Source organism: Kribbella sp. NPDC056951, assembly GCF_042674205.1.
GTDB lineage: Bacteria > Actinomycetota > Actinomycetes > Propionibacteriales > Kribbellaceae > Kribbella > Kribbella yunnanensis.
Genome location: NZ_JBHUQZ010000005.1, coordinates 472,095 through 495,621, shown reverse-complemented (window position 1 = coordinate 495,621; position 23,527 = coordinate 472,095). Strand labels below are relative to the sequence as shown.

General features: G+C 67.4%; 24 protein-coding genes. 15 read left to right on the top strand and 9 right to left on the bottom strand.

What is annotated here, in order from left to right; genetic code table 11:
- Positions 1-60 precede the first annotated feature (60 nt).
- Positions 61-759 (top strand): response regulator transcription factor, encoded by a 699-nt coding sequence (locus tag ACFTSF_RS22945; protein WP_376040538.1) that lies wholly within the window; start codon positions 61-63, stop codon positions 757-759.
- The gene (locus ACFTSF_RS22940) at positions 756-1,940 is read left to right on the top strand and encodes a sensor histidine kinase (RefSeq protein WP_380155717.1); all 1,185 of its coding nucleotides are present in this window, start codon (positions 756-758) and stop codon (positions 1,938-1,940) included. Before ACFTSF_RS22945 ends, ACFTSF_RS22940 begins: the two co-directional genes overlap by 4 nt.
- 83 nt (positions 1,941-2,023) lie before the next feature.
- On the opposite strand, the gene ACFTSF_RS22935 is transcribed toward ACFTSF_RS22940, so the two are convergent.
- On the bottom strand, positions 2,024-2,914 hold the full coding sequence (locus tag ACFTSF_RS22935; RefSeq protein ID WP_380155716.1) for a LysR family transcriptional regulator: 891 nt from the start codon (positions 2,912-2,914) through the stop codon (positions 2,024-2,026).
- 71 nt (positions 2,915-2,985) lie between these two features.
- Here ACFTSF_RS22935 and dapA point away from each other — a divergent pair, with 71 nt between their 5' ends.
- Positions 2,986-3,894, top strand: a complete 909-nt coding sequence (gene dapA / locus ACFTSF_RS22930) for a 4-hydroxy-tetrahydrodipicolinate synthase (protein WP_380155715.1) — start codon at positions 2,986-2,988, stop codon at positions 3,892-3,894.
- 28 nt (positions 3,895-3,922) lie between these two features.
- Here the strand turns inward: dapA and ACFTSF_RS22925 are convergent, their stop codons facing one another.
- The 3 genes from ACFTSF_RS22925 to ACFTSF_RS22915 all read right to left on the bottom strand — a co-directional run bounded on the left by ACFTSF_RS22925 (position 3,923) and on the right by ACFTSF_RS22915 (position 6,871).
- The gene (locus tag ACFTSF_RS22925) at positions 3,923-4,849 is read right to left on the bottom strand and encodes an NADP-dependent oxidoreductase (protein WP_380155714.1); all 927 of its coding nucleotides are present in this window, start codon (positions 4,847-4,849) and stop codon (positions 3,923-3,925) included.
- Positions 4,850-4,955: 106 nt separating this feature from the next.
- Positions 4,956-5,987, bottom strand: a complete 1,032-nt coding sequence (locus ACFTSF_RS22920) for an NAD-dependent epimerase/dehydratase family protein (RefSeq protein ID WP_380155713.1) — start codon at positions 5,985-5,987, stop codon at positions 4,956-4,958.
- Positions 5,984-6,871, bottom strand: coding sequence for an S-methyl-5'-thioadenosine phosphorylase (locus tag ACFTSF_RS22915; RefSeq protein WP_380155712.1), 888 nt, complete (start codon positions 6,869-6,871; stop codon positions 5,984-5,986). Before ACFTSF_RS22915 ends, ACFTSF_RS22920 begins: the two co-directional genes overlap by 4 nt.
- Positions 6,872-6,957: 86 nt before the next feature.
- Between ACFTSF_RS22915 and ACFTSF_RS22910 the strand changes: the two genes are divergently transcribed.
- Both ACFTSF_RS22910 and ACFTSF_RS22905 read left to right on the top strand, forming a co-directional pair.
- Entirely contained in the window at positions 6,958-7,443 is a 486-nt protein-coding gene (locus ACFTSF_RS22910; protein ID WP_380155711.1) for a hypothetical protein, read from the top strand.
- Positions 7,440-8,402 carry a sigma-70 family RNA polymerase sigma factor gene (locus ACFTSF_RS22905; RefSeq protein WP_380155710.1) on the top strand — a complete coding sequence of 321 codons (963 nt, stop codon included), beginning with the start codon at positions 7,440-7,442 and terminating at the stop codon, positions 8,400-8,402. Before ACFTSF_RS22910 ends, ACFTSF_RS22905 begins: the two co-directional genes overlap by 4 nt.
- Here the strand turns inward: ACFTSF_RS22905 and ACFTSF_RS22900 are convergent.
- Complete coding sequence (locus tag ACFTSF_RS22900) at positions 8,384-10,039, bottom strand: bifunctional 3'-5' exonuclease/DNA polymerase (protein ID WP_380155709.1); 1,656 nt, start codon at positions 10,037-10,039, stop codon at positions 8,384-8,386. The two genes, ACFTSF_RS22905 and ACFTSF_RS22900, sit on opposite strands and share 19 nt — an antisense overlap.
- Before the next feature lie 66 nt (positions 10,040-10,105).
- Between ACFTSF_RS22900 and ACFTSF_RS22895 the strand changes: the two genes are divergently transcribed.
- Together ACFTSF_RS22895 and pdxS are read left to right on the top strand one after the other, a co-directional pair.
- Positions 10,106-11,461 carry a PLP-dependent aminotransferase family protein gene (locus ACFTSF_RS22895; RefSeq protein WP_344146588.1) on the top strand — a complete coding sequence of 452 codons (1,356 nt, stop codon included), beginning with the start codon at positions 10,106-10,108 and terminating at the stop codon, positions 11,459-11,461.
- Between the two features lie 74 nt (positions 11,462-11,535).
- Positions 11,536-12,435 carry a pyridoxal 5'-phosphate synthase lyase subunit PdxS gene (gene pdxS, locus ACFTSF_RS22890; protein ID WP_344146585.1) on the top strand — a complete coding sequence of 300 codons (900 nt, stop codon included), beginning with the start codon at positions 11,536-11,538 and terminating at the stop codon, positions 12,433-12,435.
- A 52-nt stretch (positions 12,436-12,487) separates the two neighbouring features.
- On the opposite strand, the gene ACFTSF_RS22885 is transcribed toward pdxS, so the two are convergent.
- The 3 genes from ACFTSF_RS22885 to ACFTSF_RS22875 form a co-directional block, all read right to left on the bottom strand.
- A complete protein-coding gene (locus ACFTSF_RS22885; protein WP_380155708.1) occupies positions 12,488-13,162 on the bottom strand; it encodes a TetR/AcrR family transcriptional regulator in 675 nt (224 codons plus the stop codon).
- A gap of 50 nt (positions 13,163-13,212) precedes the next feature.
- The gene (locus ACFTSF_RS22880; RefSeq protein WP_380155707.1) at positions 13,213-14,064 is read right to left on the bottom strand and encodes an SDR family NAD(P)-dependent oxidoreductase; all 852 of its coding nucleotides are present in this window, start codon (positions 14,062-14,064) and stop codon (positions 13,213-13,215) included.
- A 141-nt stretch (positions 14,065-14,205) separates the two neighbouring features.
- Positions 14,206-15,165, bottom strand: a complete 960-nt coding sequence (locus ACFTSF_RS22875; RefSeq protein ID WP_380155706.1) for an SDR family oxidoreductase — start codon at positions 15,163-15,165, stop codon at positions 14,206-14,208.
- 166 nt (positions 15,166-15,331) lie between these two features.
- Here ACFTSF_RS22875 and ACFTSF_RS22870 point away from each other — a divergent pair, with 166 nt between their 5' ends.
- Both ACFTSF_RS22870 and ACFTSF_RS22865 read left to right on the top strand, forming a co-directional pair.
- A complete protein-coding gene (locus ACFTSF_RS22870) occupies positions 15,332-16,174 on the top strand; it encodes a helix-turn-helix transcriptional regulator (RefSeq protein ID WP_380155705.1) in 843 nt (280 codons plus the stop codon).
- Positions 16,175-16,315: 141 nt separating this feature from the next.
- Positions 16,316-17,500: an aminoglycoside phosphotransferase gene (locus ACFTSF_RS22865; RefSeq protein ID WP_380155704.1), complete on the top strand. Its 1,185-nt coding sequence runs from the start codon at positions 16,316-16,318 to the stop codon at positions 17,498-17,500.
- Here ACFTSF_RS22865 and ACFTSF_RS22860 read toward each other — a convergent pair.
- Entirely contained in the window at positions 17,497-18,837 is a 1,341-nt protein-coding gene (locus ACFTSF_RS22860; RefSeq protein WP_380155703.1) for a hypothetical protein, read from the bottom strand. The genes ACFTSF_RS22865 and ACFTSF_RS22860 overlap by 4 nt on opposite strands.
- Positions 18,838-18,999: 162 nt before the next feature.
- On the opposite strand from ACFTSF_RS22860, the gene ACFTSF_RS22855 reads away from it, so the two are divergent.
- The 6 genes from ACFTSF_RS22855 to ACFTSF_RS22830 all read left to right on the top strand — a co-directional run bounded on the left by ACFTSF_RS22855 (position 19,000) and on the right by ACFTSF_RS22830 (position 23,490).
- A complete protein-coding gene (locus ACFTSF_RS22855) occupies positions 19,000-19,578 on the top strand; it encodes a DUF6891 domain-containing protein (protein WP_380155702.1) in 579 nt (192 codons plus the stop codon).
- Positions 19,575-19,997 (top strand): hypothetical protein, encoded by a 423-nt coding sequence (locus tag ACFTSF_RS22850; RefSeq protein WP_380155701.1) that lies wholly within the window; start codon positions 19,575-19,577, stop codon positions 19,995-19,997. The genes ACFTSF_RS22855 and ACFTSF_RS22850 overlap by 4 nt, the downstream gene beginning before the upstream one ends.
- 1 nt (position 19,998) lies before the next feature.
- Positions 19,999-20,598, top strand: a complete 600-nt coding sequence (gene pdxT, locus ACFTSF_RS22845) for a pyridoxal 5'-phosphate synthase glutaminase subunit PdxT (RefSeq protein WP_380155700.1) — start codon at positions 19,999-20,001, stop codon at positions 20,596-20,598.
- A gap of 32 nt (positions 20,599-20,630) precedes the next feature.
- Positions 20,631-21,392 carry a YebC/PmpR family DNA-binding transcriptional regulator gene (locus tag ACFTSF_RS22840; protein ID WP_344146527.1) on the top strand — a complete coding sequence of 254 codons (762 nt, stop codon included), beginning with the start codon at positions 20,631-20,633 and terminating at the stop codon, positions 21,390-21,392.
- Positions 21,393-21,560: 168 nt separating this feature from the next.
- Positions 21,561-22,433 carry a chitinase gene (locus ACFTSF_RS22835; RefSeq protein ID WP_380155699.1) on the top strand — a complete coding sequence of 291 codons (873 nt, stop codon included), beginning with the start codon at positions 21,561-21,563 and terminating at the stop codon, positions 22,431-22,433.
- A 109-nt stretch (positions 22,434-22,542) separates the two neighbouring features.
- Positions 22,543-23,490 (top strand): methionyl-tRNA formyltransferase, encoded by a 948-nt coding sequence (locus ACFTSF_RS22830; RefSeq protein WP_380155698.1) that lies wholly within the window; start codon positions 22,543-22,545, stop codon positions 23,488-23,490.
- The last annotated feature ends 37 nt before the right edge of the window (positions 23,491-23,527 follow it).

The following is a 23,527-nucleotide window of genomic DNA, read 5'->3' as shown; positions in this document are numbered from 1 at the left end:
GAGCGCTCTCCCGGGGTCCGGGTCCAGCGCCGAGGTCGCCGGAAGTCCTACGCTCTGACCGTGGCTACTCGTGTACTCGTGGTCGATGATGACCCGACCGTGTCCAACGTCGTCTCGGCGTACCTGACCAAGGCCGGGTACGACGCTCGCGTGGTCGCGGACGGAACCGCTGCCGTCGAGGTCTGGCAGCAGTGGAAACCCTCGGTCGTCGTCCTGGACGTGATGCTGCCCGGCATGTCCGGCCTGGAGGTCCTGCGCCGGATGCGCGCCGCCGACGACGGCGCCGCGGTAATCATGCTGTCCGCCCGCGGCGAGGAGGAGGACCGGCTGGTCGGCCTCGAGTTCGGCGCCGACGACTATGTGGTCAAGCCGTTCAGCCCGAGAGAGCTGACACTGCGAGTGCAGGCGATGCTGCGGCGCGAGGAACGGCTGGCCGGCCTCGACCTGACCCCGACCAAGCTGAGCGCCGGCCCGATCACGATCGACACCGCGGCCCGGATCGCGATGCTGGATGGGAGAGCGCTCTCGCTGACGCACCGCGAGTTCGACCTGCTGGCGTACTTGGTGTCGCATCCCGGGAAGGCGTACACCAAGGCCGAGCTGCTGCGTCGTGTCTGGGGCTGGGACTTCGGCGACTCATCGACAGTGACCGTCCACGTACGCCGGCTCCGCGAGAAGATCGAGGCGGACCCGTCCGATCCGCAGCTCGTTCTCACCGTGCCGCGCACGGGCTACCGGTTCGCGGGAGAATCCGAATGAACCGCGACACGATGACGATCCTGGCGCTCACCACCTTGTGGACGCTGGTGGTCGCGGTGGTCGGCGGCGTGATCCTGTACCAGTTCCGGCGCCGCTCGCTACGCGTCACGATGATCGTCGCAGCCCTTGCCCCGATGGCCGCGGCCCTCGCCGCGGTACTCCAGAGCGTGCGGGCGATGTTCATCTCCGAACACGACTCGTGGGTCGTTCTCTGGACACTCGCGTTCGCGGCGCTGCTCGGACTCGGCATGTCCGTCCTGCTCGGACATTGGATCAGCGCGGGATCGCGCGATGTCGGACAACGCTTGCGGCGACTGGGTACGACGTACGAACCCTCGGATCGCCACACTGGCGCCGTACCGGCGGAGCTGGCTGCACTGACCGACGAACTCGAGATGACGCGCGAGAAACTGGCCGCGTCCCACGCGAGAGAGCGCGCTCTCGAGGCGAGCCGCCGGGAGTTGGTCGCGTTCATGTCCCACGACCTGCGGACGCCGCTGGCCGGATTACGAGCGGTCGCGGAAGGCCTCGAGGACGGCGTGATCGACGACGTACCGGGAGCACTGCGGCAGATGCGATCCACCGTCGATCGAATGACCGGGCTCGTCGACGACTTGTTCGAGCTATCGCGCTTGTCGGCCGCCGCCCTGCCGCGAAAGCGATCCGCGGTAAGCCTGCGCGAACTGGCCGAAGACGTCGCCGGCGAAAACGCCGAGCACGCCCGGGCCTCGGGAGTAGAGCTCACCGTGTCAACGCCATCAGGCGACGATCGCCTCGCCGTACAAGGCGATCCGGACGAACTGACCCGCGCGGTCACGAACCTGGTCGGCAACGCGATCCGCCACACAACTCGCGGCGGAACAGTCACCCTGGCCGTCGATCGCGAACCCGACGGCCGCGTGCGCCTAGCCGTAACCGACGGCTGCGGCGGCATCCCCGCCGACGACCTGGAACGCGTCTTCGACATCGGCTGGCGCGGCGACGAGCAGCGAACCCCAGTACCAGCATCCGCCCCCGCCTCTGCCGAACCCCCAGCCGCATCGTCGGGTGGCGGCGGCCTCGGCCTGGCAATTGCCCGCGGCGTCGTCGAGTCCCACGACGGCCAGATCGGCGTCACCAACATCGCCGGCGGCTGCGCCTTCCAAATCGACCTCCCCCCAGTCCCCGCCAACGCCGGCTAACGCGCGTCTCCAGAGACTTGGAGGTTCGTGCGATCAGGCCGGGGCGATGGATCTTCGGGAGGTCCATGGTCGCCGACGCTGCATCACACCAGTCCGTCGCCTAACCGCCCTCGCCCCGCTGCTGTTTTGAGGGCGGTTCGGGCGGCTGTGATGGCGGGGTGGTTGGTGGTGCCTTGGCGGTAGGCGAGGTGGGTTCGGCGGTGGATTGGGAGTGGGGTGAGGGTGACGTTGGGGGGTGGGGTGGTGACGGCTAGGTCTGGGACGAAGGCGGCGCCTTGGTTGGCGGCTACCAGGGCTAGGACGGTGGCGAAGTCGTCCGCGTGGTGGCGGATTTGGGGGGTGAAGCCGGCGGCCTCGCAGGCTCTGATGGTGAGGGTGTGGCAAAGGGTGCCGGGGGTGCCGGCGATCCAGGGGGTGTCGCGGAGGCTGGCTAGTGGCTGGGGATGGCGGGCGGCCAGGTAGACCGTTTCTTCTAGGAGAGGTTCGGTGTGCAGGCCAGGGTGGGGCTGGACTGGGACGTGGTCGTATTCCTGGACCAGGGCGATGTCTACGGCCTCGGTGCGGAGGGCGTCGGGGACTGAGGCGGGGTCCAGTTCGATGACGGTGAGGTTGAGGCTCGGGTGTTCGGTGCTTAGGGCAACTATCGCTGGGGTGACGACGGCCGGGATCGCGGTGGGGAAGGCACCGATCCGGAGAACGCCGGAGAGCGCTCTCGCTGCGTTCTCCAGGGCAGTTTCTGCTGTCGCCAGTAGCGCGAGGATTGCCTCGGTGTGCTCGACGAGGCCTTGGGCGGCGGGGGTCAGGGTGACTCGGCGGCCGGTGCGTTCGAGCAGTGGTACGCCGGTTTCGCGTTCCAGGGCGGTGAGTTGCTGGGAGACCGCGGAGGGGGTGTAGGCGAGGGCCTCGGCGACGGCGGCGATGGTGCCGCGGCGGGCCAGTTCGCGGAGCAGGCGGAGTTTGCGGACGTCGAGCATAAGGGGAGCTTACGCTCAAGGGTAGAAATGTGAACTGGACCTGATGGGTGGTTCCGGGTGATCGTCGGACCATGGCGTTCACAGGACTCTTCGTTCCCCTGATCACTCCATTCTCCGAGGACGGCGAACTCGCCGGAGACGCGCTGGAAGCGCTCTCTCATCGCGTTCTCGACGAAGGCGCGACCGGCATCGTTGCCCTGGGCACCACTGGAGAGCCGGCCACCCTGACACCGCCGGAGCGCCAGCGCGTTCTCGAGATCTGCTCGGCCGTCTGTGCTGAGCGGAATGCCCCGCTGATCGTCGGCGCGGGCTCGAACTCAACCGCTGCTTCCATCGAGGAGCTGAGGACGAGCGGCCGTACGGCGAGCGCAGCGCTGGTCGTGGTTCCGTACTACACGCGGCCGTCCGAGGAAGGAGTCATCGAGCATTTCCGGCAGCTCGCCGCGGCGAGCCCGGTGCCGCTGGTGATCTACAACATTCCGTACCGGACCGGACGGACGCTGAGTGCGGAGACGCTGATCAGGCTGGCGGAGTTGCCGAATGTCGTCGGGTTCAAGCACGCGGTGGGCGGGATCGACGAGGACACCATCACCTTCCTGAGTCGCGTCTCGTCAGACGTGAGTGTCCTGGCCGGCGACGATCTTTATGCCGGTCCGATGCTGGCGCTCGGGGCCAGCGGGGGAATCCTCGCGAGCGCGAACGTGGCTCCACGGGCGTACGCCGACCTGATCGCGGCCTGGCGGACCGGCGCGCTGGAGAACGCCCGAGAGAGCGCTCACCGACTGGTCCCGTTGGCGCGCGCACTCTTCGCCGAGCCGAATCCAGTAGTGATCAAGGCCGTTCTCGCGGCCCAAGGCCGGATCCCGACCGCCGACGTACGGCTGCCCTTGCTGCCTAGTGAGCTGGCAACCGACCCAGCCAAGCTCAGCCAGGTCCCGGCGCTGGCCGAGTGGCTGCGGCCAAGCTTGCAAGAAGCCTGAGACTGTCAGTGGTCACCGGGTACTGAGGTCAGAGCCGGAGGTCGATGACGAGCTTGCCTGTTGCGTGACGGGATTCGACGAGAGCCAAGGCCTCGTCGGCGCGGTCAAGTGGGTAGGTGGCGGTGATGTTGGGATCGAGTTGGCCGGACACCATCAGCTCGGCGACCCGTTCGAGGCTGTCGCGGTCGAGGCGACGGTGGACCGTGACGCCACCGAGTTCGGTGACCGACGGATCGCCGACGGCGACCAGCAGTTCCGGCTTCTTCGCGAGGTCGGCGATGCTGCGCAGGGAGTCTCCGCCGACCGCGTCCACGACTGCGTCGAAGCCGTCGGGAGCCAGGGCTCGGAGCTGAGCGATTACGTCGCCGGATCCATAGTCGACGAACTTCGCCCCGGTGGTAGCCACGAGATCCCGTTTGGCGGCACTGGCTGTGCCGGTCACCACGAGGTCGCGATTGCGTGCGAGCTGCGCCAGGGCGAGTCCGACGCCACCACCGATCCCGTTCACGAGCAGGGATGCGCCGGCAGGCAGTTCGAGCTGGTCGAGAATGTCGAGCGCGGTCGTGCCGGCGACCGGGATCGTTGCCGCCCAGGTCTCCGGCAACGCGTCGGGGATGCGGGCGGTCGACGTACCGAGCAGGAGCGTCGTACCGACGTACGTGCCGGCGCCGGTCAGGGCGAAGCCGGTGACCCGGTCGCCGACCGCCAGGCCGCTCACGTCCGAGCCCAGAGCGATGATGGTGCCGGCGGCTTCCATGCCGAGCACCTGCGGGAAAGGCAGCTCGCCATTCAGCCCGGGGACGTGTCCGGAACGCAGGTGATGATCCAGCGGATTGACGCCCGCGGCGGCGACTCGGATCAACACCTCGTTCGGACCTGGCGCCGGATCGGCTCGGTCGAAGAACTCCTGAACCTCGGGTCCGCCGAACGCCGTGTACCCCAGTGCCCTGCTCATCGCAGATCTCCTCCTCGCTCCGAGCCCGCCGATCGAGCCGGACGAAGCGAAGCTATTCCCTCACATTAATGTGAGAGGCAACTCGATGTGATGCAGGGCACCTGTACTAGTTGCCGCTGGCAAGCAGATCGGCGAGGCCGGTGTGGAGATCGAGAGAGGGCTTCCAGCCGAGCTCGTCGCGGAGCTTGGCGGAGGAGGCCGTGATGTGGCGGACGTCGCCGAGGCGGTACTGGCGGGTGACGATGGGCTCTGGGCCTTCGTGGGCGCGGGCTAGTTCGGCGGCCAGGTCGCCGATGGTGCGGACGGTGTCCGTGCCGACGTTGTACGCCGTGAAGGGCGGCTGCTGGGGGAGCGCTCTCGCGGCCGTGGTCACGGCGGTGGCGATGTCATGCACGTGGATGAAGTCGCGGCGCTGGCGACCGTCTTCGTAGACCCTCGGTGGTTCGCCGCGTTCGAGGGCTGAGCGGAAGATGGCGGCGACACCGGCGTACGGCGTATTGCGCGGCATGCCGGGGCCGTAGACGTTGTGGAAGCGGAGTGCGGTGACTCGGCCGCCGGTTTCGCGGGCCCAGGACGCGGCTAGGTGTTCGCCGTTGAGTTTGCTGGCGGCGTACGCGTTGCGGGGATCCGGGGGAGCGCCCTCTGCGATCAGGCCGGGGCGCAGTGGGCAGTCGCAGAGTGGGCAGGGTGGGTCGAACTGGCCGGCGTCGAGATCTTCCGGCCGGCGTGGACCCGGCGCGACTTGGCCGTGCCGGTCGCAGTCGTAGCGGCCTTCGCCGTAGACGACCATCGAACTGGCGTAGACGAGGTGGCGGATGTTGGCGCGGGCGAGTTCGCGGAGCAGGACGGCGGTGCCGAGGCTGTTGCTGGAGACGTAGTCGTCAATGTCGTTCAGATCGACACCGAGGCCGACCTTCGCGGCCAGGTGGATCACCGTGTCGATACCGGGGAGCGCTCTCTGGAGATCTTCGGCGTTCCGGATATCGCCGACCATCAGATCGTCGCTCGGGGTCGGAGGCGTCCGGTGAACGTCGGGCCGAAGCGAGTCGAGCACGAGAACGTCGTGTCCCTCGGCGGTCAGCTGGGTGTGCACATGCCGCCCGATGAAACCAGCACCGCCCGTCAACAGAACCCTCATCGCACAACCACCTCATCACGCCGGCCCGCATCGGTGGAGACGGCGTCCGGTTCTGAACGAGCGACTCCTGGCGAGCTGGCCTCGGGGGAGCGGGTCGCTGGGTGAGCGCTCTCTGGAGCAGCGTCGGTGTGGTCCACGGCGTGGTGACAGGTGCAGTCGGTGGTGGAGGAGGGGAGACGAGGGATTACCTGAGTGAGAAGAGATTTGAGGCGGTCGATGCTTTCGGCGAAGACCTTGTAGACCTCGACTTCGGTGACGCCTTCGCCTTGCTGGAAGCCCGCGTCGTGATCGGTGACGACGGCGAGCGACGTGTAGCAGAGCCCCAGCTCGCGGGCGACGGCTGCTTCGGGGGCGCCGGTCATGCCGACGACCGACCAGCCCTGGGCGGCGTGCCACAGGGACTCGGCGCGGGTCGAGAAGCGCGGACCGTTGATGACCACCATCGTTCCGCTCGGTACGACGTTGCCGGTGGCAATGATCGTCGCTCGGCCGACCGGACAGTACGGGTCGGCGGCCGACGTGTGCACGGCCGCGTCGTCGTACACGGTCTGCGGCCGGCCCCACGTGCGGTCGACGTACTGGTCAGGGACGAGGAAGGCGCCGGGGGTCAGTTCGGGGCGCAGCGAGCCGACCGCGCACGGGGCGAGGACCTGGCGGACGCCCAGTGCGCGCAGGGCCCAGAGGTTGGCGCGGTAGTTGACGCGGTGCGGTGGGAAGCGGTGGTCGGCGCCGTGCCGCGGGATGAACGCGACCGAGCGACCGGCGACCTCCCCGACGACCGGGGGTTCGCTGGGCGGCCCGAACGGCGTACTGACCTCGACGGGGCGCGCGTCCGTCAGGAACGAGTAGAAGCCGGAACCACCGAGCACACCGATATCAGCCATGAATCCGACGCTAAATGCGTCCGGACCGCCGATGACGCGATTCGGCCGGACCGTGAGCGCTCCGTAAGGGGTGGTCCAATGTTGCAGTGAAGGTGACCACGGCACTGCTCGCGATCGGCCTCGTGCTGCTGCTGTTCGGCGGCTACGCGAGCTGGACCGCGGGCCGCCTGGACCGCCTGCACCATCGCGTCGAGCTCTCCCGCGCCGCACTGGAGACGGAACTCGTCCGCCGCGCCGCACTGGTCGCAGAGCTCGCCGGAGCCGGCATCCTCGACCCGGCCTCGTCGCTCCTGCTCCTCGATGCCGCCCACCGAGCGCGCACTGCGTCGCCTGACGACCGCGAGCAATGCGAGTCCGCGCTGACCCGAGCAGTCAACGCGACCGGGACCAACGTCGAGCCATGGTCGAGTGAGCTGGCGCTGGCGATGCGCCGGGTCCAGCTGGCCCGGCGCTTCCACAACGACGTCGTCGTCTCCACTCGGGACCTTCGGCAGCGCCGTCTGGTCCAGTGGCTCCGCCTGGCCGGGCGCGCGCCGATGCCGGGCACCATCGAGCTGGAGGACGGGCGGTGACGGACTTCGAAGCTGAGCTCGAGCGCTACAGGCATGAGCTGCGGGTGCACTGCTATCGCCTGCTCGGTTCGTACGACGAGGCCGAGGACATGGTGCAGGAGACCTTCCTCCGAGCGTGGCGCAAACGCGACACCTTCGAAGGCCGGTCCAGCGTCCGCACGTGGCTCTACCGCATCGCGACCAACGCGTGCATCGACGAAGTACGGCGGCCGCAGCGAGTCCTGCCGTACCAGCTTGAGCCCGCGTCGTTCCCGGCCGCGGCTTTGCCGGCCCGAGACGACCTGCCTTGGCTGCAGCCGTTCCCCGATGTGTTGCTGGACCGAGCCGAAGAGCCGGACGCCCAGCTGGTACGACGGGAGACGATCGAACTGGCGTTTCTGGTCGCGATTCAGCACCTGCCACCGCGGCAGCGCGCCGTACTGATCTTCCGTGATGTCCTCGGCTGGTCCGCCAAGGAAACCGCAGCGGTGATGGACCTGACCATTGCTGCGGTCAACTCGGCACTCCAGCGCGCACGGCCGGTACTACGCGACCAGCTGCCACCGCACCGGGTCGAGTGGACCGCTACGCCGTCGACCACTGAGGAGCAGGCGTTGCTGCGCAAGTACGTCGACGCGTGGGACTCGGGCGACCTGGATGCGCTGACCGCGCTCATGCACGAGGACGTGCGGATCACGATGCCGCCGTACCCGTTCTGGTTCGAAGGGCGTGAGGTGGCGCGGCAGACGATCACCGTGAACCTGGACCCGGCGTACCGGGGTCACTGGCGCTACCTGATCACCTCCGTCAACCGTCAGCCCACGCTCGCCGCCTACCTGCGTGGGCCGGGCGACACGGTCTTCCGGCCGTTCGGTCTGGACGTCTTCCGGATCGAGGGCGGGCTCATCGCCGAGCTGACCGCGTTCGAACGCACGGACTTCGACCTCCATGACCTGCCGCCCTACTTGGCCTCCGCATAGGTCTTGACGGTCGCGGTGCTGAACGCGAACCGGGTCGGAGTTGGACCAAAGGTGAGCGTGCCGGCCAGGTCGCTGGCGGTCTGGATCGCCGCAGCAACCTCAGGGGCCTCGTCGGTCGGACAGTGCACGATGACCTCGTCGTGCTGGAAGAAGACGAGCTCGGCCTTCAGCGGACCCAGCGCCTGCCGCAGCGCCGCGAGCATCAGCAACGCCCAGTCGGCCGCGCTGCCCTGGACGACGAAGTTCCGGGTGAAGCGGCCGCGGGCTCGGGCATGCCGGGAGTCGGTCTGCGGCTCGTCGACCGGTGGGCCTTCGAGGGTGGCGTCGTCGAGTGGCGCACCGCCCGGCGGACAGGTGCGACCGAGCCAGGTGCGGACGAGCTTGCCCTCCTCACCGGCGCGGGCGGCATCGTCGACGTACGCGACCGCTTGGGGGAATCGCTTGCGGAGCATGGCGAGGTTCTTCAGCCCGTCACCAGAGGTCTGGCCGTAGATCGCGCCCAGTACGGCGAGTTTGGCCATCGCGCGGTCGCCGGAGAACGCCTGGTCCGACACGGCTTTGTAGAGGTCACCGGGATCATTGGCCACCTCCATCAGCGCGCGGTCCCGGGAGATCGCGGCGAGGATCCGCGGCTCGAGCTGTGACGCGTCGGCGACCACCAGACTCCAGCCGGGGTCAGCAACCACTGCGCGCCGGATCACCTTGGGGATCTGCAGACCGCCACCACCGTTGGTGATCCAGCGCCCCGAGACTGTGCCGCCGGGGACGAACCCGGGCCGGAAGCGGCCGTCGTGCACCCAGTCGTTGAGCCAGGACCACCCGTTCGCCGTGTAGATCCGGTAGAGCTTCTTGTACTCGATCAGTGGCTCGACGGCCGGATGATCGATCGTCTCGAGCTCCCAGCGGCGCGTGGTCTTCAGCTGGTACCCGGCCTGTTTGAACGCCTTCAGTACGTCGGCCGGCAGGTCCGGCCGGACCCGGCGCCCGAACGCGGCCGACACCTCGTCGGCCAGCTCGGTCAGCCGACGCGGCTCACCGGTCCCACCGAACCGCTCACCGAGAAGCTCGGTCAGCATCTCGCGGTGCGCCGACGCACTCCACGGGAGACCGGCCCGATCCATCTCGGCGGCGACCAGCATCCCGGACGACTCCGACGCTGTCAGCAACCGCATGCGATCCGGGTGCTCCGCATCCCCGTGCCGCCGGAGCTGATCGGCGTACACCCGGAGCAGCGCCTCGAACGCGATCGGCTCCTCCTGGATCTCGAAGAGCGACGACTGCTCACCCGGTACGACGGCTCGCAGCGGCGGGTCGGGTGGGACCGGCGCACCGGTCATCCGGGCCCAGGCGGCCGCCGCCGAGCGTGGTTCGCCGAGGCGGCCCGCGTGACCGAGCAACAGGCCCTCACTGTTCTCGATGTCGTAGCAGCGCTCGACGCGGACGCCGCTCGCGAGGAGGCGCGGGTAGATCTCGGCCGACGCCCGCCACACCCACCGCGTCACCTGCGGCCGCGAGCCGACCGCGGCGGCGAGATCCGGCTCACGCAGTATCGGTCCGGCAGGCTGCCCGTCCGGATGCAGGGCGACGAGCACCGCCCCGCCACCCTCCTCCGGCGCAATCGCCCACCGCTCGTCCATGTCCGCATCCTCACACCTGCCACCGACAGAAAGCCGTTATCAGGCCAATGATGAGAGACTGGACTTATGTGGCGGACGGGGGATCTGGAACCGGCGGACGGGACCAAGACCGAACAGGTCGAGGCCCTGGTACTGCGGCGGATCGAGCGCGGGGAGTTGTCGATCGGCTCGCGGTTGCCCTCGGAGCGGGTGCTGGCCGAGCGTCTCGGGCTCAGCCGGGTGACGGTCGTGCGCGCTCTCGACCACCTGCGGGCGGACGGCGTACTGGAGACCAAGCGGGGTTCGGGGACGCACGTGCGGCCGACTGACCGGCTGCTCGACCCGATTGCGCCGGCATCGACTGTCAGCGCAGGGGACAAGCCGCTGCTCGATCTGCGGTTCGCAACGACCGCAGCACCGCATGACGTGGTCGAGGCCGCGGCGCAGATGGTCGAGGACGGTCTGCCACAGGCCATGGGTGGTGACGGTCCGCCGTCGGGTGGCTCTCTCGAGCTCCGTACGGCGCTGGCCGAGCGACTCACCTCTGAGGGCGTACCGACTGAGCCGGACCAGCTCACGCTGACTGTCGGTGCAGCAGCCGGTCTGAACGCCGCACTGGCCGGACTGGACCTCGGACCGGGCGTGGCGATCACCGAAACACCGACGTACCCGGCCGCCTTTGATCTGCTGCGCAAACACCGGCTGGACGTTGCCGGGTGGCCGGCTGGGGTCTGGGACACCGATCAGCTCGCACATCTGTGCAGACGGCACCGGCCGAAGGTCATCTACCTCCAGGCCGACAACCACAACCCGACCGGCCTCAGCCTCCCGGCAGACCGCCGTACGACGGTCGTCGAGATCGCCCGGCGCTATGGCGCGGCCCTGATCAGTGACGAGACCATGCGACCGTTATGGCTGGCTAGCGGGAAGCAGGCGGACCCGCTGAGTCGCTATCCGCGCACAGTGAGCGTCGGGTCGTTGTCGAAGACGGTGTGGGGCGGACTCCGGGTTGGCTGGGTCCGCACTGGTAAGCAGCTCAGGAGGCGGATCAACACGGCCGCACAACTCAGTGTGGCCTCGCCGAGTGCGCTGGATGACTTGCTGGCACAGGCGATCGTGCAGAAGCTCGACAAGGTGATCAGCAGGCGCCGTACTCGCCTGCGGGCCAACCTGAATGCACTGGAGGCCGGGCTGAAGACGCTGGACGGCGTGACTTGGGCCACGCCGACAGGCGGTATGACGCTCTGGCTGGAACTGACCGACGTACGGGCCCGTCGGGTGCTGGACGCAGCTCGCGAACACGGTCTCCTGCTCGGTTCCGGCGACCTGTTCACGCCGGACGGGACTGATCGGCGGCATATCCGGATCCCGTTCACCGCTCCGCCGAGCACGCTGCGCCTGGTGGTTGCCCGCCTCGGCGACGCGCTGGCTCAGTCCAGTTGAATCAAGGTGGACTGAAGGTCGGTGCCTTCGGCCACCTAGCCTGGTTGACGAGCCCCACGACCAGGAGGAACGCAGTGAGTGAGAACGTGAACCCGCAGACCGGCACCGCGAAGGTCAAGCGCGGCATGGCCGAGATGCTCAAGGGCGGCGTGATCATGGACGTCGTCACCGCCGAGCAGGCCAAGATCGCCGAGGACGCCGGCGCGGTCGCGGTGATGGCGCTGGAGCGGGTTCCGGCCGACATCCGCGCGCAGGGTGGCGTCTCCCGGATGAGCGACCCGGACATGATCGAGAGCATCGTCAACACCGTGTCGATCCCGGTGATGGCCAAGGCCCGGATCGGTCACTTCGTCGAGGCGCAGGTCCTGCAGAGCCTCGGCGTCGACTACATCGACGAGTCCGAGGTGCTCACCCCGGCCGACTACGCCAACCACATCGACAAGTGGAACTTCACCGTCCCCTTCGTCTGCGGCGCGACCAACTTGGGCGAGGCGCTGCGCCGGATCACCGAGGGCGCGGCGATGATCCGCTCCAAGGGCGAGGCCGGCACCGGTGACGTCTCCAACGCCACCACGCACATGCGCCAGATCCGCCAGGAGCTGCGCAAGCTGCAGAACCTCCCCGAGGACGAGCTGTACGTCGCCGCCAAGGAACTGCAGGCGCCGTACGAGCTGGTCAAGGAGGTCGCAACCCTGGGCAAGCTCCCCGTGGTCCTGTTCACCGCCGGCGGCATCGCGACCCCGGCCGACGCCGCCATGATGATGCAGCTCGGCGCCGAGGGCGTCTTCGTCGGCTCCGGCATCTTCAAGTCCGGCAACCCGGCCCAGCGCGCCGAAGCGATCGTGAAGGCCACCACCTTCTACGACGACCCCGACGTGATCGCCAAGGTCTCCCGCGGCCTCGGCGAGGCCATGGTCGGCATCAACGTCGACGAGATCCCCCAGCCCCACCGCCTCGCCGAGCGCGGCTGGTAATCGGCGGGACTTGTGCTCGAACGCCGCGGAGGAGACTCCGCGGCGCTGTCGGTTAGGAGGCTGGCTGTTTGGCGCTGCGGCGCTTTGGGCCTGGGCGGCGAGCATCTGTGGCGCGAGCCTGTGCTGCCATGCCGGCAACGAAGTCTTCTTTGGTCAGAGGCCCGACAGGTAGTGCGGTCGTCGCTCCCGGCCGGAGTCCGTCAAGCAGCAGCGGCAAGAACCGCCGCCAGACATCCGGCGCCACGGGACCGAACAGCCGCACGACCTCACCCAGCAATGTTGCGAGCACCGCGAGATCGGAAACCACCACATCGTCGCGGATGGAGCCCTGCTTCTTGGCCTTCGCCAGCAGCGTGTTCAGGCTGTCGCCGATCCGTCGATGCACCTCCAGCATCGGCGCCGACTCGGGATCGGTGGCCAGAATGTCCCTGAGTACCTGCTGGGTTGCCTGCGGCTCGACCGTGGCCTCGAAGAACTCGGCCAGCCCGGCCCAGCCGTCCGGCACCAAGGCTGCGGCCTCGGCAGCCTGAAGCATCGACTCCAGCGACGATTCCAGCGCCGCGAACGCCAGCTCGGTCTTGTCCGAGAAATGGCGGTACGCGGTGCCGACACCGACCCCCGCCGCGCGCGCGACGTCGTCGAGGGTCGGCGCGAGCCCACGCTCGTTGAACAACGTCAGTGCTGCATCGACAAGCGCCTGACGGTTCTGAGCAGCATCGCTGCGCACGCACGTCCCCCTTCGGCCGGAGTGATTACCGGAGAATCATCTCCAATAGGCTACTGCCCGGCGGGCGCCGCGCCTTGCGCCAGGCGAGCAACGTGATCCCACTTCTCGAACTCGGCGATCCTGCTCGCGTACTCCGCTCGCATCGGCTCGATGCCGTTGATACCGAAGAGCACCCGCAGTGGCGGCTCGGGAGCGTCGACGATCGCGAGGATGGCGTCGGCGGTGGCGGCCGGGTCGCCTGTGACGAACGGGCTGTCTGCTGCGCCCGCCATGAGTCCCTGGCGTACCGCGTCGTACTCGGGCATCGGCTTGACCTCCGGGGCCTTGGCGCCGAGGTCGGTGGCGAACGTCAGCGGCTCGATCAGGGTCACGTGGATGCCCTGGCCGGCAACCTCGGCAGCGAGTGCCTGGCTCATTGCTTCCAGTGCCCATTTGGATGAGTGGTAGAGCCCCATGGTCGGGTACGACACCAGGCCGCCGTACGACGAAACCTGGATGATGCGGCCGTGGCCCTGGGCCCGCATACCGGGCAAGGCCGCTCGCGTCGTCCACAGCGGACCGAAGAAGTTCACGTCGTACTGGGCTCGAGCCTGTTCCTCGGAGACCTCTTCCACCGTCCCCAGCAGAGCCTGACCGGCATTGTTGACGAGTACGTCGATCCCGTCGAAGTGATCCTCGGCGGCATGAATCGCCTGCTTGGCCGCCGCGGCGTCGGCGACATCGAACTCAAGCGCCAGTACCTGCTCGCCGAACTTGGCGACCAGAGGCTTGAGTGCTGCGGCACTCCGCGACGTGGCGGCAACCTTGTCACCGCGCTCCAAGGCGGCAGTGACCCAGTGAGAACCGAGGCCCCGCGATGCGCCGGTGACGAACCAGGTGAGGGGGGTGCGTGTTGATGACATTGCAGTGTTCCTTGTCTTCGAACGGTGATCCCGGCCAGGTGGCCGGCGATCCTCTCAACCGGAGATCAATCTCCAGTTAAGGTAACACGAGGCCCCTCGCCCGTATTCCGCCAGCGCGCTACTGTGGAAACAAAGCGGAGATCAACCTCCGTTTGATCGAGGCGGCCTGATCATGGTGCCCGTGAGTTCCTCGGAGACTTGCCAGATGCGCTGGGCTTGTCGGGTGCTGTGGAGCCGGGAGTAGAGCTTCTGTTGGGCGGGTGGGCCACCGAGGTGGCCGGGGCCGCTCGGACCGTAGAAGGCGCCGGGCTTGGCATCGGGTGACGTGGCTGCGTAGAGGGCGGGGAGTTGGGCGCTGTGGACGGTGCCGACCAGGATCCCGCGGGCGGACAGGGTGCGGATGACCCGTACGCCGAGGGTGTCGTGGTCGCGCCCGAGTTCTGGACGCGACGCGAGCAGGTTTGTCGGGGCGATGCCGGGGTGGGACAGGTTGCTGGTGATGCCCCAATCGGAGGAGTGGCTGCGACGGTTGAGTTCGAGGCCGAAGAGCCCGAAGGCGATCTTGGACTGGCTGTAGGCCCGGCGGCCGTCGTACTTGCGTTCCCAGTTCAGGTCGTCCCAGTTGATGGCGTGCTGGTTCGCGGCGACGCTGAGCTGGGAGGCTACCCGTGCCCGGCCGGCGCGTAGCAGCGGCAGCAGGTGAGCGACGAGGGCGAAATGGCCGAGGTGGTTGGTGCCGAACTGCAGCTCGAACCCGTCGGCGGTGACCTGCCGATCTGGAGGAGTCATGACGCCGGCGTTGTTGATCAGGAGGTGGATGGGTCGGTCCTCCTCCAGCAGGACTTTGCCGAGTTCTGCGACCGAGGCGAGTGAGGACAGGTCGAGAGTGCGCAGCGATACGTTCGCCTGCGGGACCTGATCGCGGATCGTGGCGATCGCCGCCTCGCCCTTGCGAGGGTTGCGGACCGGCAGGACGACTTCGGCTCCGGCGGCGGCCAGGCGCATCGCGATGCCGAGTCCCATGCCGTCGCTGGCTCCGGTGACGACGGCGCGCCGGTGGGAGAGGTCGGGGACGGTGATGTCGATGGGCTTGCGTGGCATGGTTTCTGCTCCTGAGCGTCGGTGCCGTTGCTAGTACTGTCACCGACCCCGGCAGTGCTATCCAGGACTTCCCGATCCACCGATAAGGGTGCTAGCGGCAACAAATCGGCCAAAGGGGGATCGGCGATCCGTGGTTGCCGGGATCCCGGGCCGGTAGAAAGGAGGCATGGAGATCGATCGAGCCGGTCTGGCGGAGTTCCTCCGGCGCCGCCGCGGGTCGCTGCAACCTGATGACGTCGGCCTGCCGCGTGGACAGCGCCGTAGGACCAGTGGGTTGAGGCGTGAAGAGGTGGCCGCGCTGTGCCATATGTCGACCGACTACTACGCGCGGCTCGAGCGGGAGCGTGGACCGCATCCTTCGGAGCAGATGATCGCCTCCATCGCGCAAGGACTCCACCTGTCCCTCGATGAGCGCGACCACCTGTTCCGGCTTGCCGGGCACCACCCGCCGGCGCGTGGCGCCGACAGCGAGCACGTCAGCCCTGGTCTGCTACGGATCTTCGACCGCCTGCACGACACGCCCGCCGAGATTGTCACCGAGCTGGGCGAGACGCTTCGACAGACCCCACTCGGCATCGCGCTCAGTGGAGATCTGACTGCCTACAGCGGTCCGGCTCGGAGCCTCGGCTACCGCTGGTTCACCGACCCCGCGAGCAGGCAGCTGTATGCGCCCAGTGAGCATGCCTTCCTCGCCCGCATGTTCGTCTCCGGCCTGCGTGCGGTGTTCACGGCGCGGGGGCGTGGTTCCCGGGCGGCCCAGTACGTCGACCTGCTGCTCGCCGAGAGCGCGGAGTTCCGGCAGTTGTGGCAGGAGCACGAAGTCGGTCTGCGTCCCAACGAGACAAAGCGCTTCGTCCACCCCGAGGTCGGTGCCCTCGAGCTGACCTGCCAAACGCTCCTCGATCCGGAGCAGTCGCATCTGCTGCTCGTTTACACCGCGATCCCGGGAAGCGAGAGCTACGAGAAGCTGCGACTGCTGTCCGTCCTGGGGCCGCAGGTGCTTGGCTGACTGCTCAGTTCGACTGGTTGACGTGGTCGTGTCGGCTGTAGCAGGATCGACGGAGGCGTTGACTGACGCCCAGCCTCTGAGGATCTGCCCCAGCCGGGTCTTCGTGATGGCGAAGGGGAATCTGCCCTCACTGTCGCTTGAATGTCCAGGCCTGATTCGAGTGTCGCGCTGCTGGGGAGCGAGGACATGTCGAGGAGGCTTGTCATCATGACCAAGCAGGGCAGTTTCAAGCGTGCGGTACGGCGCCATGCGGAGCGGACCGGTCAGCGGTACACCGAGGCGCGGGCTGATCTGGAGCTCGCCGAGACGCAGGCGTTCGTCCACGACCGTCCCTTCGAGCACGAGTCGCTGACTGCGCATCTCGAGGCGCGGTACGGGATTCGGATCACCTCGTTGGCGTCGATCGACGACGACCCGAAGACGCGTCCGCGTGACTCGTGGCCCGGGCACTACCCGGCCACACTGTTGGTGAAGCGAGCGGACGGGCCGCCGTGGATCGCCCGAATCTTTTCTTCGCCGGCCGACCAGGTCAGCCGGGTGGAGGGTGATGCGGAGATTCTGCGGTTCCTGGCCGCGCACGATTTCCCGGCCGAGCGGGTGGCTCATGAGGAGCCGGTGTCGGTGTACGACGGGAGTGGTGTGATCGTCACTGAGTTCGTCGAGGGTGGTCGTCCCGACGGGTCGACAATCCAGCGTGAACTCGGGAGCCTGCTGGGGCGGTTGCACAGTCTTCCTCCGGGGGAGGGGGCGGTGGCTCGGGCCGGCGGTTCAGACGAATCCGGGGGTGGTCGCCATGTCGGTCGGCCCAAGGAGGATCTTGCTGCGGCCATGAGCTTTCTCGTCAGTGTTGAAGATTCCGTCGGGTCTGAGGGGCGGGAAAGTTTCGAGTGGTTGCGTGATCGTGTCGAGAACGCTGATGACGGCGAGGGGCTCCCGGAAGCCTTCACGCATGGGAACTATCACGCCTGGTCTGCGGTGGGGACGCCGGGAGATCTCGTCATCGTCGGCTGGGCCGGATCGGGTCGCGGCCCGCGATTGCCTGCGCTGGCTTGGCTTCTGACAACTGCGGCAGAGGCCGACCTGGCACTCGTTGACGAGGTTGTGCGTGGCTACTCCGAGCATGTCCAGCTCACCGATGAGGAAATCGACAGGCTTCCCCAGGTGCTCGACATCAAGCCGGTGTGGCTGGGCTGTATCGAGTACCGGCAGGCTGTGCTCGGTGGGACCACGCCAACCCTGGAAGCCGGTTGGCCGGCGTGGGCAGCCGACCGTTCCGAACACAACGAGCGCATCGCCGCCCGAGCAGTTGCGGCCTTGCATCGTTAGTGAAAGTTCGCCGTCGCGGTGAGCGGTGGGAACGTGACTGTGCCTGAAGTCGGGATGGCGCCTGGGTCGGTGGCGCTGAAGGACAGCTCGTTCTTGGCGCTCAACTGGACGGTCTTGGTGGCCGCCGGGACGGGGATCGCGATGACGGTGTCGCTGTGTTTGCTTTGGACAGCAGGGATTGCGGCGCCGTCGGCGGTGGCTGTCAGGAACGGCGGGGCCCAGGTGGTCTTGTAGAGGATGTCGGTCCAGTTGAGCTGCGAGCTCAGTTGGATCCGGACCCAGGCCTTTCCTGCTGGGGCCCAGCCGCGGGTTGGGTCCCACGGGGTCAGTGCTGCCTTCTGGAGGGAGAGTTGGTAGGAGCTCTTGAAGTACTGCCCGACGTTGCGGATGGTCTTCGGGAAGGATTTGTTCAGGTCGGCGGAGAGGCTTGTGCGGTAGTAGGCCGCGGCGACGTCGGGCGTTGTCCGCTCGCCGGTGGTGAGTGAAAGCTTCTGTACGACGGACCCGCTGGTGGCCGTCAGCGTTACGTCGGAGGCGTCCTTCGGGACCGAGACGACCAGAGTCCGTGCGGCGTTGGTGGCTTCGGGGTCATCGGAGATGGCCTCGATCGGGCGTTGTTCGCTGCCGACCTTGACGGCCCACTTGGTTGCCGCAGTGCCCGTGGAACCGATGAATGCCGGGCGATCGGTCAGTGGATCGATTGTCGGGCTGGTGGTGAACTCGGCCGCGATGAACTTCTCCCCACTGGCAGGGGCTTTGACGTCCACGCCGCTGCCGATCGTGTCCGGGGTTGCGATGCCCTTGAGAGTGAGCGTGCCGTCGGGGACAACGAGTTTGCCGGTGGCGGGTTTGAGGGCGAGCTTCTCGCTCTTGTCGGTCACCGTGGCGAGACCGGACTGGGCGGCTGGTGCGGGCGGGGCGGCGAGGGCATCGGCATCGCCGTCGGCCTGTTTGTCGTCGGGGCGCCAGAAGGCGCTGCTGTCCGGGCGGAGCTGAGACTTCTTCCACTGCTCGTCATCCGGCACCTTGAATCCCGGCTTGTCGCTGCCGGTCGTCTCGAGCCGGATGACGTCCCAGACCTGCCGCTCCGCCGTACCGAGGCGTCGTAGCGGGCCGCAGGCCATCGTCCCGAGGGATTGCTTGCCGTCGGCACCGGTCACGTAGTAGCACCGGGCCGAAGGACGGACGTTCTTGTTGGGTTCGGCATCGACCTGTTGGTGCCAGTCGGTCTCGGTGGTGGTCAGGAACGCGGACGCGGTCTCCTGCTCGACCGTGCCCGCGCCCGTCTCCAGCCCGGATGCGCCACAGCCGGCCACGACCAGAAGCCCTGTGGTCATGGCGATTCCTACTCGCGTCTTCATCGCGATTCCCCTCGTTCGATGAACCTGTTGCCGCTGACTTGCGACACTTAGAAGCCTGCCAGTTTCGGTGCCTCCCGAACGGGCCGATCGTGAATCTGTGGATAACTCGCAGTAGGTGTTGTCGACTACGCTGGCGCCATGGATGTAACGACTCCCGGAGGGCTGTTGGCCGTCCCCGAGCGGACCGCTCGGGAGCTGCGCGGGCTGGCTCGTGTGCTGGTGCGGTCCGGGTATGCGGACCACGCGGCGATCACTGCTGCGCTGACCGAGGCGGTCGAGGAGGACGCTCCTGCGATAGACGCGTCCGCGCTGGTGCCGCTGCTGATCGGTGAGGCGCTGATCGACGTGACCGAGGAGGCCAAGGCCTGGCCGGAGGTGACTGACCCGGACCGGCTGGACGCCGTACTGGCTGAGTTGGAGGCGCTGGGGCTGGTGGTGGTTCGGTATACCGCCGACCACCACGAGGCTCGGCAGGGGCTGGAGGCTGCTGCGGATCCGCAGGGGCTGGTGTTCTTCACTGACACCGACGTCTGGCACGCGGTGGACTTCGGCATGCTTGAACTGAAGGTCTGGCACCCGGATACCGCCAACGTGGCACCGGGGGAGCCGTTGCTCGAGGACGTGCTCGCACTGCTCAACGAGCGCGAGCTCCCGGCCGTCTTCGACGAGGGCCGGATCGAGGTCACGCTGGACTGGCAGCGGCGGGTGTCGTTGTGACGTACGTGACTGTGGGGTCGGTGGTGAAAGCGGTGTACTGGGAGACCGTCCCGGACAAGTACCAGCCGCCGAGGAAGTTCGCGGTACGGGCCGAGGCGGCGAAGTACGCCGAGGAGAACGCGCTCTGGTTCGACATGTACGTGCACTTCGACGACGGTCAGGTGGTCCAGCTCAGTGCTGCCGGCGGTGACTCGGCGGCCGAGGACCTGCACCCGGGCGACGTCGTACTGCGGGAGTCGTACCGCATCCAGGAAGGCAGCGTCGTGGGGACGACTGTCTATCCGGATCTGGCGGCCGCGACTGGTGCGGCGCCGGCGGGGCAGCGGACCGGGATCTACCAGACCGTGTGGGTCGGGCCGAAAGAACACGAGCTTGTCGGAGCGAGTGGCTCGGTGGACAAGACCGGGAAGGTGGACTGACATGGGCAAGCCGGTGATCGGGGTGTTCGCGCTGCAGGGGAATGTGCGGGAGCACCTGGAGATGCTGACGCAGGTGGGGGTGGAGGCACGGCCGGTACGGCGTCCGTCCGAGCTCGCGCAGGTGGATGCGATGGTGCTGCCCGGCGGTGAGTCGACCACGATGGAGAAGCTGGCGCGGGCGTTCGAGCTGTTCGAGCCGCTGCAGAAGCGGATCGCGGACGGGATGCCGGCGTTCGGGACCTGCGCGGGGATGATCATGCTCGCGAACGAGATCACCGGCGGGATCGCCGGCCAGGAGACGCTCGGCGGGCTCGATGTGACGGTCCGGCGGAACGCGTTCGGGCGGCAGGTGGACTCGTTCGAGGCGGATCTGGACTTCGCCGCGTTCGAGGCGCCGTACCACGCTGTGTTCATCCGGGCACCGTGGGTGGAACGGGTCGGACCGCAGGTCGAGGTATTGTCGACGGTGAGCTCGGGCCCCGCCACGGGTAGGATCGTCGCGGTTCGCCACGACCGGCTGCTGGCCACGTCGTTCCATCCGGAGATGACCGGGGACGCGCGGCTGCACGGCTATTTCGCCGAGCTGGTCCGGGAGCTCTAAGTCTGTTCGGCGGTAGAAGGGTTGGGTTCGCGATGTCAGGCCACTCCAAATGGGCCACCACGAAGCACAAGAAAGCGGTCATCGACTCGAGGCGCGCCAAGCTCTTCGCGAAGCTGATCAAGAACATCGAGGTGGCCGCCCGGACGGGCGGCGGCGACCTCGCGGGTAACCCGACCCTGTACGACGCGGTCCAGAAGGCGAAGAAGTCGTCGGTCCCCAACGACAACATCGACCGCGCGGTCAAGCGCGGTTCCGGGGCCGAGGCCGGTGGCGCGGACTGGCAGTCGATCACCTACGAGGGCTACGGCCCGAACGGTGTCGCGATGCTGGTCGAGTGCCTGACCGACAACCGTAACCGCGCCGCGGCCGACGTCCGCACCGCGATGACCCGCAACGGCGGCTCGCTCGCCGACCCGGGCAGCGTCGCCTACCTGTTCCACCGCAAGGGCGTCATCGTGGTGAACAAGGAGCAGGACGGCAAGTCCTACACCGAGGACGACGTGATGGAGGCCGTCCTCGAGGCCGGCGCCGACGAGGTGAACGACCTCGGCGAGTCCTACGAGGTGATCAGCGAGTCCAGCGACCTGGTCAAGGTCCGCACCGCGCTGCAGGACGCCGGTATCGACTACGAGTCCGCCGACGCCTCCTTCGTCCCGTCGATGACGGTCGAGCTCGACGCCGAAGGTGCGAACAAGATCTTCCGCCTCATCGACGCCCTCGAGGACAGCGACGACGTCCAGAACGTCTACGCGAACTTCGACGTCTCCGACGAAATCATGGCCGAGGTCGGCTGACCCAGCGCCACCTGACCGCCGCGACCCCTGAGGGGTCGCGGCGGTTGCCGTATCTGATCAAATCTTTTTGCTGAGATCTTTCTTTAGTCGGGAAAGCTGCTTACCGTGAGCAGGTGGACACCCTCCGGGGTCTGCGCTCCGAGTAACCGCCCCTACTAAGGAGTCGCTGTGAGGAAGTTGATCAGTCTTGTGGTGGCGCTGGTCGCGCTGCTGGTGCCGGGAGTCGTTTCGGTTGGTTCGGCTGTGGGTGCTACGACTGCCTGTAGCTACACGAACTGGGTGCAAGGGCAGTGGTATGTGACGGGCAACATCGTGAAGTTCGAGGGCTCGTACTACATCGCCGAGCATGACAATCCGGGGTATTCGCCGACGGTGAGTACCTGGTACTGGGATCCGTACAACTGCGATGGCGGGAGTACGAGTGGGTTCCCGGTGAGTGAGTCGTTGTTCAATCAGATGTTCCCGAACCGGAACTCGTTCTACACGTACTCCGGGCTGACCACTGCGATCTCGGCGTATCCCGGGTTCGCCAATACCGGTGATGACACGACCAAGAAGCGTGAGGCTGCTGCGTTCCTGGCGAACGTCAATCACGAGACCGGTGGGTTGGTCTACATCAAGGAGATCAACGAGGCGAACTATCCGACGTACTGCCACCCGGAGTTGCCGTACGGCTGCCCGGCTGGGCCGAATGCTTACTACGGTCGCGGGCCGATTCAGTTGAGCCACAACTTCAACTACAAGGCGGCCGGTGACGCGCTCGGGCTGCCGTTGCTGACGAATCCGTGGCTGGTTGAGCAGGACTCGGCTGTGTCGTGGAAGACCGCGTTGTGGTTCTGGAACACGCAGACCGGTGCCGGCACGATGACTGCGCACAATGCGATGGTCAACAACCAGGGCTTCGGTCAGACCATTCGCACTATCAACGGTTCGATCGAGTGCAACGGCGGTAATCCGGCGCAGGTCGAGGCCCGGGTCAGCGCTTACCGGCGGTTCACCGGGCTGCTCGGCGTGACGCCGGGCGACAACCTCTACTGCTGACACCCCGCCGGGCACCCATGGCGTCTATGGGTGCCCGGCTCTCCTCAAACTGCGACGGGCTCTATAAGGTAAGGCTTGCCTTATAGGGACGTCGAAAGGAAGAGGCCAGATGAGGGTCGTCATGCTCGGGTATCAGACCTGGGGCCACCGCACGCTGCAGGCGCTGCTGGACTCGGGTCACGAGGTGGCTCTCGTCATCACGCACCCGAAGAGCGAGCACGCCTACGAGAAGATCTGGGACGACGACGTCGCCGAGCTCGCCGAGAAGCACGACGTACCGGTGTTGCTCCGCAATCGACCCGATGACGCCGAGCTGCTGGACGCTATCGCGGCCGCCCGCCCGGATCTGATCGTGGCGAACAACTGGCGGACTTGGCTGCCGCCGGAGCTCTTCGATCTGCCGCCGCACGGCACTCTGAACATCCATGACTCACTGCTCCCGAAGTACGCCGGTTTCTCGCCGATCATCTGGGCGCTGATCAACGGCGAGGAGAGCGTCGGCGTCACCGCGCACCGGATGAACGCGGAGCTCGATGCCGGCGACGTCCTGATCCAGCGGTCGGTGCCGATCGGGCCGACCGATACGGCCACCGGTCTGTTTCACCGGACCGTTGACCTGATCGGTCCGATCGTCCAGGAGTCGCTCGAGCTCATCGCCTCAGGCGCCGGGACCTGGGTGCCTCAAAATCGCTCCGAGGCGAGCTTCTTCCACAAGCGGTCGCTCGAGGACAGCCGGATCGACTGGAAGTGGCCTGCGGAGCGGCTGGAGCGGCTCGTGCGGGCTCAGTCGGACCCGTACCCGAATGCCTACGCGTTCCATCGCGGCGAGCGGCTGCGGATCGTCGAGGCGGCCGTCTCGGAGGCCCGGTACGGCGGGACGCCCGGCCGGATCTTCATTCGGGAGGGCGACGGCGTGGTCATCGTGGCCGGTGCCGACGCGTTCAACGGTCGTTGTCCGGGACTGTTGGTGCGCCGGGTGCGGACCGATGACGGAACCGAGTACGCGGCGACCGAGTACTTCCGCACCATGGGTGGCTATCTCACATCACACCCCTGATCGTTCAATTAAGGTAAGCCTTCCCTTAGTATTCGGC